This is a genomic window from Shimia sagamensis, from assembly GCF_900182745.1.
Taxonomy (GTDB): domain Bacteria; phylum Pseudomonadota; class Alphaproteobacteria; order Rhodobacterales; family Rhodobacteraceae; genus Shimia; species Shimia sagamensis.
In genome coordinates this window covers 109,594-122,338 of sequence record NZ_FXTY01000004.1, presented here as the reverse complement: position 1 = coordinate 122,338, position 12,745 = coordinate 109,594, and the positions used below count along the sequence as shown (strand labels likewise).

Below are 12,745 nucleotides of genomic sequence, written 5' to 3'. Positions count from 1 at the left end.
CGCACCCACCTGTTAACGGGTTTGACCCCGTAAAATATCACTGATTTCGCCCTGTGGACGCGAGCGGGTAAACGCCAAAATCATGCCAACTGCAATCCCCCCCGCAATCAGGGACGAGCCGCCGTAGCTGACAAATGGCAAAGTCATGCCTTTAGAAGGCAATAGCCGTACCGCCACCCCCATATTAACCAGCGCTTGTACGCCGAAGATCGCCACAAGACCGGTGCCCGCCAGCCGAATGAACGGATCGCGTTCGCGCATGAGTCGGAAGTAAGACCGCAAAACAATGGTGGCGTAGAGGATCATAATCGCAAACACGAGGATCAAACCGTACTCCTCTGCAGCCACGGAAATGATGAAATCCGTATGCGCATCCGGCAGGGACCATTTCACCTGCCCTTCACCAACGCCAACGCCAAACAGCCCGCCTTCACGGATAGCCTCGGTCGCGTAGCCAATTTGCGTGGTGGGGTCGACCGAACGGTCCAGAAACCCATCAATCCGGCGGGCAAAGTGCTCCGAATTGTTGTAGGCAAAATTCGCCACCGGAATGAGCGACAGGCAAATACCACCAATCAACAACATCGGCGCGCCAGAGACAAAATACATCACGCTCCAGCCAAACAGGATCAAGCACGCCTGGCCAAAGTCCGGCTGCATCGCAAGCATGAACACAATGGTCATCATCAGCAAGAACGACCAGCGCCGCCCCGGTGGACCATTGATCTCTTCATTCGCCGCCATCAACCAGGCTGCTACCACCACAAATCCTGGTTTGAGAAACTCGGATGGTTGCAACGACGCAAACCCAAGCGAATACCAGCGCGTCGCCCCTTTGCCAAAATCGGTGCCAAATACCGGCAGCAATGCCAGTGCCACCATGGTCACAGCAAACCCCATCACCGCCAAGCGGCGCACCAGCTGCGGTGACATCATCGAGGTCAGCACCATGGCCAGCAAAGCCGCACCACCAAAAATCACTTGCTTTTGCACGTAGTGAAACGGCGCAAAGCCATTTTTGGCCGCCAAAGGCGGGCTTGCCGCCATACCCAGCATTAAGCCTATCAAAAACAACATGACAATGGACGCCATCGTCCATTTGTCCAAGGTTTGCCACCACTTGGGGAGCACGGGCTCACGCGCCTGCGAAGGCAACGCGCCATACACCATCTCTGTCATCGGGAACCGCCGATCTCTGCCTCAAAACGCCCGTTTTCCGGGTCTAGGTGGAACACTAACACCCAAACCCATTTATGGAAAGTAAAGAGAACCCCCGGCGGCACATTCACGCCCAAGCGTGTTCCCCGTATCCATATTGCCTTCCCCACTTGACGCAGGCCGCCGCATCAGGCACGCCGCGCCCATGACTTGGGACACAATAATTTTGGGTGCCGGCGCCGCTGGCATGATGTGCGCGACGCAATCCGGCGAGCGCACGCTGGTGATGGATCACGCCAAAGCGGCCGGTGAGAAAATTCGCATCTCCGGCGGCGGGCGCTGCAACTTCACCAATATGTACGCTGGGCCCGAGAACTTCCTGTCCGGTAATCCACATTTCTGCAAATCCGCCCTCAGCCGCTATACGCAGTGGGATTTCCTCGACATGGTGACGCGCCACGGCATTGCCTACCATGAGAAAACCCTCGGTCAGCTGTTCTGTGATAATTCCGCCAAGGACATCATCGCCATGCTGCGCGCCGAGATGGCGCAGGCGGGTTCTGAGCTGTGGCTTGAAACCCAAATCCTAACCGTTGGTCATAACGGCACAAGGTTTACCGTCGACATCGAGAAATCAGGCCGCCGCGAAACTCTGACGTGTCAGAACCTCGTGCTCGCCACGGGTGGCAAATCCATCCCCAAGATGGGCGCCACGGGCCTCGCCTACGACATCGCGCGCCAATTTGGCCTCAAGATCACCGACACCCGTGCTGGTCTTGTGCCATTCACCTTTTCCGATGGCCGCTTCAAAGCCATCTCCGGCGTGGCGCATCCGGTCCGCGCCACCGCCAACGGCACGACCTTTGACGAGGCCATGCTATTCACCCATCGCGGGCTTTCAGGCCCGGCCATGTTGCAGATCAGTTCCTACTGGCAGGAAAGCCAACCCATCTCGATCAACCTCTTCCCGGACAGTGATCCTTTTGAAGAATTGCGCACACGGCGTCAGGTACAGGGCCGCCGTAATCTCACGACTGAATTGGCCACGCTCCTGCCAAGCCGCTTGGTGGATCATTTGGCAAGCGAAATGGACCTCTCTGGCAATCTGGCAGATCAGTCCGACGAGGCCCTACACGGCCTGTGTGACGCTCTGAAAAACTGGGAAATGGTGCCCTCCGGCACAGAAGGCTACCGTACCGCCGAAGTCACCCTAGGCGGCATCGACACAGACGGGTTGTCCTCCAAAACCATGGAGGCCAAAGCCATGCCCGGCCTCTATGTGATCGGCGAAGTCGCCGATGTGACCGGCTGGCTAGGCGGGTTCAATTTCCAATGGGCGTGGTCATCTGGATGGGCCGCCGGACAAGCGATTGCCCAGCGACCCAAAGTGTAATCTCTAAAACCTGTTAGTGGTGGTTGTCCGCCTTACCAAACTCACTGGTCAGACGCGTGCGCAGCTTTTTCGCCGCGCCTTTCAGAGCCGACTGAATATCCGCTGCTTCATGATGGGCAGACAGAGGGTCTTTCCCACGCGGCCGCGCTTCCATGGTACACAGAATATGATCCGGGCCGTGCTTGTCAGCGTTCTGATCTTTCAGATGCACTTCCACCCGAGTAAGACGCTCGCTCATATGTTGAAGATCGTTGGAAACGGCCAGCTCAGCCACCTCGATCACACGCTCGTCACCATGAATGAAGTTGTCGGTGTTCACCTGAATTTGCATCGTCAGATCCTTTCATCATTACACTACAGACCTATGATCATCTGCGTGTTTTACAAGGAACAAGCTCTTCATTTCCTTGCCTGATTTCAGGATAGGCAGGCCGTTTTCCGCTCACTTTGATGTCAGTCAAATGTGCGCGAAAAGAGGCCTCGCCAGAGCGTGTTATTTGAGCGCGTCTGCAACACAGGCGGCAAAATCTTCGCCGCGCGTTTCAAAGCTGTTGTACTGATCAAAGCTCGCCGCCGCGGGCGCCAACAGAACTGTGTCACCACTCTCAGCTTCCGCTGCAGCCTTGGCCACAGCCGTCTCCATGTCGGTGCACACCTCAGCCTCAACACCTTTAAGTTGCATCGCAAAACTCGCAGCCTCGCGCCCAATCACATAAGCTTTCTTCACCCCGGCTGCGTTCTCTGCAAGGTCGCCAAGCCCACCTTCTTTTTCCAAGCCACCACAAATCCAGCGGATGTTTTTGAAAGCGGACAACGCGTTTTTGGCCGCATCCACATTGGTGGCCTTGCTGTCATTCACGAAAGTCACGCCATCTTGTTCAGCGATGATCTGGCTACGGTGCGGCAACCCCCCAAAGGAGGCAAACCCGGCCTCAATCACCCGAGGCGCTAACCCCAACGCGCGACACACCGCATAAGCAGCACAGGCATTCTGATGGTTGTGGGCGCCAGGCAGCCCTTTAATGGCGCGCAGGTCAATCGACCCAGCCTGTCGGCCTTTGCGGTATTCACTCAAGTACCCTTTGCGGGCAAACACGTTCCAACCGACACCAGTCAATTTCCGTTCTGTGGAGACCCGCATCACCCGATCATCCGCAGCCCCTTCTGAAAGCTGCCCCGCCAGATACTTGCCTTCAATTTCGTCCACACCAATCACCGCGCGATCCGGCCCACCTTCGGCAAACAAACGGCGCTTGGCGGCAAAATAGCCACCCATCCCGGCATGCCGGTCCAGATGGTCCGGGCTGAGGTTGGTGAACACAGCAATATCTGGCGTCAGGCTGCGGGCCAGATCGGTCTGATAGCTCGACAGCTCCAGCACCACCACATCACCGTCTTCCGCTGGCTCAATATCGAGCACCCCACGGCCAATATTACCCGCCAGCTGCGTGCGACGCCCCGCCTCGCTCAACACATGATGGATCAAGGCTGAAGTGGTGGATTTGCCGTTGGAACCGGTCACCGCCACCACTTTGGGCATGGTTTCAAAACTGTCCCACTGCCGCGTGGCAAAGCTTCGGAAAAACAGGCCAATGTCATTGTCCACCGGCACACCAGCCTCCAAGGCTGCGGCCACCACTGGATTTGGCTCGGGATACAAATGCGGAATGCCTGGCGAGACAATCAGGCTCGCGATGTCTTCAAACGCCCCATGGCGGGACAGGTCCCGACAGACAAAGCCCTCGCCCTCCGCCGTTTCGCGCGCCGTCGGGTTGTCGTCCCAGCACACGGCTTCTGCACCACCTTCGCGCAAGGCCCGCGCTGTTGCCAAACCAGACCGCCCCAACCCCAACACAGACACCTTTGCGCCGCTATACCCTTGCACTGGAATCATTTTAAGCCTGCCACTTTCCGAATCACTTATTTCGTACTCATAGCAACTGATTTTGACATGCGCTCTACTGTTTATTTCTTTCTTGTTTGAGCTTGCGTCGCAAATGCTCCGCCTTTTGCCTGACGGAGGTCAGCTCTTCAGCCAAGTCGGAAATGGTTTGCGCAATCCCGTGCACCGCTTCATCGGTAAAGAGGTTTTGCTCATCACGCGGCGGACCGACCAGATCGCAATCCGGAAACTCAATGCCCCAGGTCTCGCGAAAATAGATGTACGTCTCTTCGCAACGCTCCCGCATCAGCACGACAGTGTCGGCATCTAACCGCAACTTGGGCCCGCCAATATGTTGCAGTCGAAACCCGTTTTTCAATTGCCCCGGTTTTCCCTCTTGAATGTCCATCAAGGCATCACCAATCAACAAACCCGCGCCAGAAAGCGACTTGTTCAGACTTACCGTGTCAACGTCGCGCTCCAAAGCGGAAAGGCCGGCCACACTCCAAAAGCTGTCCATAACATCCGGCTTGTCCGGCAAATCCCCGGGAAACATCGGCAGATTTAGATTCTCTGGCCCAAAGGCTGAGCGATACGCCTCAATAACACCAGGCGCTGCCAACTCGGGCATATTTGCAAAGGGTGCATTCAATCTCCGATCCCCCCGCTTCACGCCATGAAACAAACGGCTGATCATCAGTAAAAGCGGGTCTCGAACGTAAAAGACGACCTCCACGCGCTTTGCAAATCCCAATAGATATTCCCGCAGTGTGTTCAGCCCGCGTCTATCTTCGGAAAGCTGCACCAGATGCTCAGAACTAAAGATCAAAACGCTGGGTTTGGTCTCGGAAAACTCTTCCTCGAACAAGCGCTGGCTTTCAGCATTGCTCGCAGTGACCTCTGCGAGCGTTAAGTTGTGCTTTGTCACTTGACGGAGACGCATCGGATCGCTGGCGCACAGGGTTGCCAAAAACCGGTGATTGGCGGCCACGGATGGAAACAACACCCCAGATGAACGTAGTTGTGGCGCCGCACGTCTAAGAGTTTGCTGAATTGTCGTTGTCGCCGTTTTGGGCGGCCCTATGTGTAAAATGCAACGGTCGGCTTTGTACCCTTCAAAATCACTTAACCCATTTCACTATACCGTAATAACCAAAAAACCCGATTATCGCAGTTTCAGCGTCGCGAGTCCAATCATTGCTAGGATCACCGCAATGATCCAGAACCGGATCACAATCTGCGGCTCCGACCAGCCCTTTTTCTCATAGTGGTGATGAATTGGCGCCATCAGGAACACCCGTTTTCCGGTGCGCTTGAAGTAGAGCACCTGAATGATGACGCTAAGTGCCTCCACCACAAACAGCCCGCCAATGATGCCCAAAACCAACTCGTGTTTCGTCGCCACGGCAATTGCCCCAATTGCGCCACCCAGGGCCAACGAGCCTGTGTCGCCCATGAACACTGCCGCAGGCGGAGCGTTGTACCACAGGAAGCCCAAACCGCCGCCAATCAGGCCCGCCACAAAGATCAGGATTTCACCGGTGCCCGGCACGTAGTGCACGTCCAGATACTGGGTAAAGTCGACCCGGCCCACCGCATAGGCAATCACCCCCAGTGCCCCTGCGGCGATCATCACCGGCATAATCGCCAGACCGTCCAGACCATCGGTCAGGTTCACCGCATTGGCGGCGCCCACAACCACAAACATGGCAAACGGGATGTAGGCCCAGCTCAGGTTGATCAGAACTTCCTTGAACACCGGCACCGCCAACTGCAATTGCAGCGTTTCCGGCTGCAAATAGGTGGCCCAAACACCAGCAACCCCCGCAATCAGGAAGCCCAACAGCAGGCGTACTTTGCTCGACACACCTTTGGTGTTTTGCTTGGAAACCTTGGCGTAATCGTCGGCAAACCCAATCAGCCCGTAGGCCAATGTCACAAACAGCACCAGCCAGACAAATCCATTGTCCCACCGTGCCCAAAGCAAGGTGGAGGTTACCAGAGCGCCAACAATCAGCAGACCTCCCATGGTCGGCGTGCCCGCTTTCACAAAATGCCCCTCAGGACCATCATCGCGGATCGGCTGGCCTTTGCCTTGCTTGCGGCGCAGCACATCAATCAACGGCCGCCCAAACAGGAAGCCAAAGATCAACGCTGTCATAAACGCGCCACCGGCACGGAAGGTGATGTAGCGAAACAGGTTAAAAAAATCACCGCCATCCGACAGCTCGGCCAGCCAATAAAACATTACACGTCCTCATTCTTGGATTGCGGGGCGGGATGACCCAGTTTGCGGATGGCGTCAACCACCTTGGCCAGCGCCATCGACAGGCTGCCTTTGATCATGACCACGTCACCAGCATCCACAAGCCGGCGCACGTCTCGCACAATATCAGCGCTTGTTGCAGCCCACAGCCCCTGTTTTTCTTCAGGCAGCGCCGTGTGCAGATGTTGCATCAAAGGTCCAACACAATGCACCGTATCGATATCCGCCATGGCCGGATGGTCGGCCAATTCCGCGTGCATATCGATCTCTTGCGGCCCCAGCTCTTTCATATCTCCAACAAAGGCAATCCGTCGTCCTTTGCCAATGCGACCCACACCGTCGGTTGTCTCCGCTGCAGCCAACACCTCAAGCGCGGCACCTAGGCTGGTTGGGTTGGCGTTATACGCTTCGTCAATCAACTCAAGCGTACGTTCCGTTTCCACCGGATCGAGGTAAATTGTTTCCCGCGCGCCGCGCCCGACAAACGGCATCCAGCGGCCCAATGCGGTTACGGATAAGGCCAAATCCGCCCCCAAAGCCTCCGCCGCAGCCAACGCTCCCAACCCGTTCATTGCAAAATGCCGTCCTGCGCTTTGCACTTTAAACAGCGCAAAATCGCCGCCGTGACTGGCCCGCGCCACAGTCACATTGCCTTTCAACGTAACCGACAACAGTTTCCAGTCCTGCGCCGTTTCGCCAAAATCCTGGATCTGCGCTGACAGGCTATTTGCATGGCTGCGCAACACATCTGCGGTCTCGATGTCCGCGTTCACAATCGCAATGCCGCCCGTCTCCAAGCCATCAAACACCGCCGCCTTTTCCTGCGCGATGCCCGCAACATTTTCAAAGGCCTCCAAATGCACCGCCGCAACCGTGGTCACCAGCGCCACATGCGGGCGGGCCATTTTCGCCAATGGTGAAATCTCGCCGGGATGGTTCATGCCAATCTCGATCACCGCAAACTCGGAGTCTTCCGGCATCCGCGCGAGGGTTAGCGGCACCCCCCAGTGATTGTTGTAACTTGCGACCGAGGCATGGGTTTTCCCCTGACCTTCCAGAATGGCGCGCAGCATTTCTTTGGTCGATGTCTTGCCAACCGAGCCGGTCACAGCCAAAACACGAGCGTTGGTGCGCGCGCGGCCCGCTCGGCCCAACGCCTCAAGCCCTTCCAAAACATCGTCCACAATCAACAGTGGTGCATCTGGCGACATACCCTCCGGTACGCGGCTCACCAAAGCTGCCGCCGCGCCTTTTTCCAACGCCTGAGCGACAAATTCATGCCCGTCCCGCGCCGCTGTCAGCGCGACAAAAAGGTCACCAGGTTCTATCGTGCGCGTATCAATCGACACGCCTGTGCATTCCCAAGCAGATGTGACTTTGCCACCGGTTGCTTTGGCAGCGGCCTCAGATGTCCACAGGCTCATGCGATCCCTCCGTCCAATGCAGCCACGACCACGCTGGCCTGTTCACAATCGTCAAACGGCAACACATCCTCACCCACAATTTGACCGGTCTCATGGCCTTTGCCAGCAATCAACAATGTGTCACCCGGTTGCAGTGCATCCACGGCAAGCAGGATGGCCTTGGCGCGGTCATCCACCTCCGTGGCCTCTGGCGCGCCGTCCATGACTGCGGCTCGGATGCTGGCCGGGTCTTCAGTGCGCGGATTGTCATCGGTGACAAACACCACATCAGCGTTTTCTGCCGCCGCCTGCCCCATCAGCGGACGCTTGGCCGCATCGCGATCCCCACCAGCGCCAACAATCACAATCAGCCGTCCCATCACATGTGGGCGCATCGCCTGCAAAGCTGTGGCCACCGCATCTGGTGTGTGGGCATAATCCACAAACACCGCAGCGCCGTTTGCCCGCGTCGCCGCCAGCTGCATCCGACCTCGAACCCCTTTGAGTTCGTGTAAAACCTCAAACACCCTCTCCGGCTCCGCACCACAGGCGATCGCCAGCCCAGCCGCAAGCAACACATTCTCCGCCTGAAACCCACCCAGCAAATTTAGCCGCGTCTGGTAAGCTTTGCTCCGGAAAGTAAAGCGCATGTCCTGACCCGTGGCGTCAAAACGCTGTCCCATCAGGGCAATGTCAGCCTCAGCTTTGCCCACGGTGATCACACTTTGGCCACGGCCACCCGCAATCATTGCCATATCCAACCCGCGCGGATCATCGACATTGATCACCGCAGTGCCCTCTTCCGGCAACACCCGATTGAACAAGCCTGCTTTGGCATTGAAGTATTCATCAAACGTCGCGTGATAATCGAGGTGATCTTGCGTGAAATTGGTGAACCCGGCAGCCCGCAACTGCACCCCGTCCAACCGGCATTGCGCCAACCCATGTGAGCTGGCTTCCATCGCAGCAAAGCCAATTCCGGCCCCTGCCGCTGCCGCCAAAGTGCGGTGCAAAGTAATCGGCTCTGGAGTTGTATGGTTGAGCGGAGCCGTAAAATCGCCTTCCACACCGGTGGTGCCAAGGTTCACGGCCTCAAGGCCCATTTCCTGCCAGATCATCCGCAGGAAGGTTGCAACCGACGTCTTGCCATTGGTGCCGGTGACCGCGGCCATGATACCGGGCTGTGCACCAAAATAGAGCGCCGCCGTGTAGGCCAGCGCCTGACGCGGATCTTCGGCAATCACCAGCGCTGCATCACTCGCCGCAAGTTCCTGTTCCGCAATCTTGGCGCCCGCCGCATCGGTCAGGATTGCCGCCGCCCCCATGCGCAAAGCAAATTGAATGAACGTTCCGCCATGCACGCGGGTTCCGGGCAAAGCGGCAAAGAGATAGCCGTCTTTTACTTCGCGGCTGTCTACCGCCAATCCAGTGATCTGTGGATTTACCGCACCTATGGCTGTCAGACCCAATTCCGAAAGCTGTTTTGTGTCTGCTGCCATCTGCGCGCGCCCTTATTTGGCTTAGTTTGATGTCAGCGTTATACCAGCCAAAGGCGCAGGCTCAACCTCGGGACGCAGCCCCAAAAGTGGCGCGACACGGGTGATCATCTCCGCCGCGACAGGCACCGCTGTCCAACCCGCTGTGCGACGCGGTTCATCCCCTGACGTTTCCACTGGTTCATCCAGGCTAAGGATCAGCACATATTTGGGATCATGCGCCGGGAACATGGCGGCAAAGGTGGCGATCACCTTGTCTTCATAATACCCACGCCCATTCTCCAACGGCTTGTCTGCGGTGCCGGTTTTGCCGCCAACAGCGTAGCCCGGAACCTCCCCAAAGGAGGCAGTGCCTTCACTCACCACCTTGCGCAGCATAAGCCGTGAGGCCTCCGCACTGGCAAGCGACATAACACGTTCGCCCCTTACCACATTGTTTTGCTTTAGAATTGTCGGCACCACTTTGGTGCCGCCATTGGCAATTGCCGCATAACCAGCCGCCAAATGCAGCGGGCTTGCGGACATGCCGTGGCCATATGAAATTGTCATTGTCGACAGTTCGGACCAGTTTTTCGGCAACAGCGGCTGCGCACCACCTGCCTCAACCAATTCCACCGGCGTTGGCTCAAAGAAGCCAAGCTGCTTCAGGAAGTCCTGCTGCCGCGCCGCACCAATCACCTGCGCCATGCGCGCGGTGCCAATATTGGACGATTTCACAATCACCTTGGTCAGCGTCAACTGCGCGCCATAATTGCGGAAATCGCGGATCTTGAATTTACCCCAACGCAATGGCCCGGCGGTGTTGATCTTGGTCTCTGGATTGGCCAGTCCAAGCTCCATCGACTGTGCCGCCGTGAAGATTTTAAACGTCGAGCCCAGCTCATAAAGCCCCTGCACCGCGCGGTTAAACAGCGGACTGTCCGCCGCCTGCCCTTTCACGGGAGGGTTCGGACGGTTGTTAGGATCAAAGTCCGGCAAGCTCACCATCGAGACAATCTCGCCAGTGTGCGCATCCATCAGCACTGAACTTGCCCCTTTGGCGTTCATCAGTTTCATGCCGCCCCAAAGCACCCGCTCCGCCGCGGTCTGCACCGTGAGGTCAATTGACAGGGTCAGCGCCTTGTCACCATTGGCCGGATCACGCAGCGCATCGTCGAAATACTTCTCAACACCCGCGACGCCAATCAGCTCCGCATCATGCACATCTTCATCCCCAAAAGATGCCCCGCCCAGAATATGCGCCGCCAGACGTCCGTTTGGATAAAGGCGCATCTCGCGACGACCAAACAGCAAACCCGGCTCACCAATGTCATGCACGGCCTGTTTCTGCTCCGGGGAGATTTTTTTCTTCACCCAGTAGAACTTACGCCCGTCTGTGAACCGACGCTCCAATTTCGCGGCATCCAGATCAGGGAATATTTCCGCCAATCTCTGCGCCGCCACGGCCGGGTCGATCATTTCATGCGGATGCGCATAAATGGAGTGTGTTTCCAGATTGGTTGCCAGAATGCGCCCTTTGCGGTCCACAATATCGGCACGCTCTGCCTGAATGCGACTGCCGGCATAGCTTGTGCGTGGTTCGGTGGCTTCTGACGTGCTGACCACAGCCATACGCGCGCCAACGGTCAGAAACGCGCCGGCAAACAGCACGCCCATAATCAGCAAACGTCCTTCGGCCCGCGCACGTCCTTTGTTGCGCATTTCTTCATGACGCTCGCGCACGTTGGCACGTTCAATCTGGTCCGGGTTTTCTCCGGCACTACGGGCATGCAGGATCGACGCCAACGGGCGCAACGGCTTGCGGATCATGGCTTGGCCTCTTCTGAGGAGACTTCCACAGCATTTTCAAAAGTGATCGGCGCGTCCTTGGATGGGAAAGCCACCTGCTCAATGCGGCCAAACTGATCCGGGCGCAGCGGCAAGAGTTGCATGTCGTTGTAGTTGATTTCTGTCAGATCGCGCAGCCGGTCAGGGCGGTTGAGATAAGCCCACTCCGCTTTCAACACAGCCAAGCGCGCCCGCGAGACGCCAATTTCACGCTGAAGTCGCTCAGTCTCGCCAATCATCGCCTGGGTACGATAATTCTCTTGATAGGCCCAAACTGAGAGCCCAATTACCATCCCTGCGGCCAGGATGAACAACACCATCCGCATCACTTACGTCCCCCAAGTGTTGGCATACCAATTGCTTTTCCAGCAATTTCACCGGCCTCAGCGTCGGTGCGCCGCGCCACGCGCAGCTTGGCTGACCGGGCGCGCGGGTTGTCTTCTAACTCGTCCGGGTCCGGCCCCACGGCCTTACGTGTAATCAACTCAAACGCGGGGGTTTCCTGCTCGGTTTCCGGCGCGTAGCGGTTCACATTGCCGGTCTTGCCCGCCCGGCTCTGCAAAAACCGCTTCACCATGCGATCTTCAACTGAGTGAAACGTCACCACGGCCAGCAAACCGCCGGGCTTCAGTGCCCGCTCAGCGGCCATCAGGCCACGAAACAGCTCGCCATATTCATCATTCACCGCAATACGCAGCCCTTGAAAACTGCGTGTCGCCGGATGGCTCTGCCCGGGCTTGGAGCGTGGCAAACAGCTTTCAACAATACCCGCCAGTCGCAGGGTTGTGGTGATAGGCTCAACCGCCCGCTCGCGCACAATTGCCTTGGCAATGCGGCGGCTCGCGCGCTCCTCGCCATATTGAAACAGAATATTGGCAATCTCAGCTTCTTCCGCCTCATTCACCAAATCCGCAGCTGACGGCCCATCCTGACTCATACGCATATCCAACGGGCCGTCTTTCATGAATGAAAAGCCGCGCTCCGCCAGATCCAGTTGCATGGAGCTGACACCGAGGTCCAAAACTATCCCGTCCAGGTCCTGCGCGTATTCGTCCAATTTGGAGAATACACCGCCGACCAATTCAATCTGATCGCCATAGTCGCCCACCCAGGGCGCGGCCATCTCAAACGCCAGCGGGTCACGATCCACACCGTAAACCTTGTCAGCCCCGGCGTCGATCAATCCACGGGTATACCCGCCCGCCCCAAAAGTGCCATCCAGCCAGCGGCCAGACACCGGTGCCACTTCGCGCAGCAACGGCGCAAGCAGGACAGGAATGTGAGGGCGTTTGGCGGCGGGTTCGTCTGACGTCGCCATGG

The 12,745-nt window shown here is 57.4% G+C and carries 11 protein-coding genes; 1 reads left to right on the top strand and 10 read right to left on the bottom strand.

Annotated elements, in window-relative coordinates; genetic code table 11:
- Positions 1–12: 12 nt before the first annotated feature.
- A complete protein-coding gene (locus QOL67_RS11425) occupies positions 13–1,179 on the bottom strand; it encodes a peptidoglycan glycosyltransferase FtsW (protein WP_283426095.1) in 1,167 nt (388 codons plus the stop codon).
- A gap of 184 nt (positions 1,180–1,363) precedes the next feature.
- Here QOL67_RS11425 and QOL67_RS11420 point away from each other — a divergent pair, with 184 nt between their 5' ends.
- Positions 1,364–2,551, top strand: coding sequence for a BaiN/RdsA family NAD(P)/FAD-dependent oxidoreductase (locus QOL67_RS11420; protein WP_283426094.1), 1,188 nt, complete (start codon positions 1,364–1,366; stop codon positions 2,549–2,551).
- 13 nt (positions 2,552–2,564) lie between these two features.
- On the opposite strand, the gene QOL67_RS11415 is transcribed toward QOL67_RS11420, so the two are convergent.
- From QOL67_RS11415 to rsmH, 9 genes are all read right to left on the bottom strand, one after another.
- The gene (locus tag QOL67_RS11415) at positions 2,565–2,882 is read right to left on the bottom strand and encodes an HPF/RaiA family ribosome-associated protein (protein WP_283426093.1); all 318 of its coding nucleotides are present in this window, start codon (positions 2,880–2,882) and stop codon (positions 2,565–2,567) included.
- 162 nt (positions 2,883–3,044) lie between these two features.
- Entirely contained in the window at positions 3,045–4,445 is a 1,401-nt protein-coding gene (gene murD, locus QOL67_RS11410; RefSeq protein ID WP_283426092.1) for a UDP-N-acetylmuramoyl-L-alanine--D-glutamate ligase, read from the bottom strand.
- A 64-nt stretch (positions 4,446–4,509) separates the two neighbouring features.
- Positions 4,510–5,361 (bottom strand): hypothetical protein, encoded by an 852-nt coding sequence (locus tag QOL67_RS11405; protein ID WP_283426091.1) that lies wholly within the window; start codon positions 5,359–5,361, stop codon positions 4,510–4,512.
- A 237-nt stretch (positions 5,362–5,598) separates the two neighbouring features.
- Positions 5,599–6,681, bottom strand: a complete 1,083-nt coding sequence (mraY, locus tag QOL67_RS11400) for a phospho-N-acetylmuramoyl-pentapeptide-transferase (RefSeq protein ID WP_283426090.1) — start codon at positions 6,679–6,681, stop codon at positions 5,599–5,601.
- On the bottom strand, positions 6,681–8,123 hold the full coding sequence (locus tag QOL67_RS11395) for a UDP-N-acetylmuramoyl-tripeptide--D-alanyl-D-alanine ligase (protein ID WP_283426089.1): 1,443 nt from the start codon (positions 8,121–8,123) through the stop codon (positions 6,681–6,683). The genes mraY and QOL67_RS11395 overlap by 1 nt, the downstream gene beginning before the upstream one ends.
- On the bottom strand, positions 8,120–9,601 hold the full coding sequence (locus QOL67_RS11390; RefSeq protein WP_283426088.1) for a UDP-N-acetylmuramoyl-L-alanyl-D-glutamate--2,6-diaminopimelate ligase: 1,482 nt from the start codon (positions 9,599–9,601) through the stop codon (positions 8,120–8,122). The genes QOL67_RS11395 and QOL67_RS11390 overlap by 4 nt, the downstream gene beginning before the upstream one ends.
- A 21-nt stretch (positions 9,602–9,622) precedes the next feature.
- Positions 9,623–11,407 carry a peptidoglycan D,D-transpeptidase FtsI family protein gene (locus QOL67_RS11385; RefSeq protein WP_283426087.1) on the bottom strand — a complete coding sequence of 595 codons (1,785 nt, stop codon included), beginning with the start codon at positions 11,405–11,407 and terminating at the stop codon, positions 9,623–9,625.
- On the bottom strand, positions 11,404–11,751 hold the full coding sequence (ftsL, locus tag QOL67_RS11380) for a cell division protein FtsL (protein ID WP_283426086.1): 348 nt from the start codon (positions 11,749–11,751) through the stop codon (positions 11,404–11,406). The genes QOL67_RS11385 and ftsL overlap by 4 nt, the downstream gene beginning before the upstream one ends.
- Entirely contained in the window at positions 11,751–12,743 is a 993-nt protein-coding gene (gene rsmH, locus QOL67_RS11375; RefSeq protein ID WP_283426085.1) for a 16S rRNA (cytosine(1402)-N(4))-methyltransferase RsmH, read from the bottom strand. The genes ftsL and rsmH overlap by 1 nt, the downstream gene beginning before the upstream one ends.
- Between the last annotated feature and the right edge of the window lie 2 nt (positions 12,744–12,745).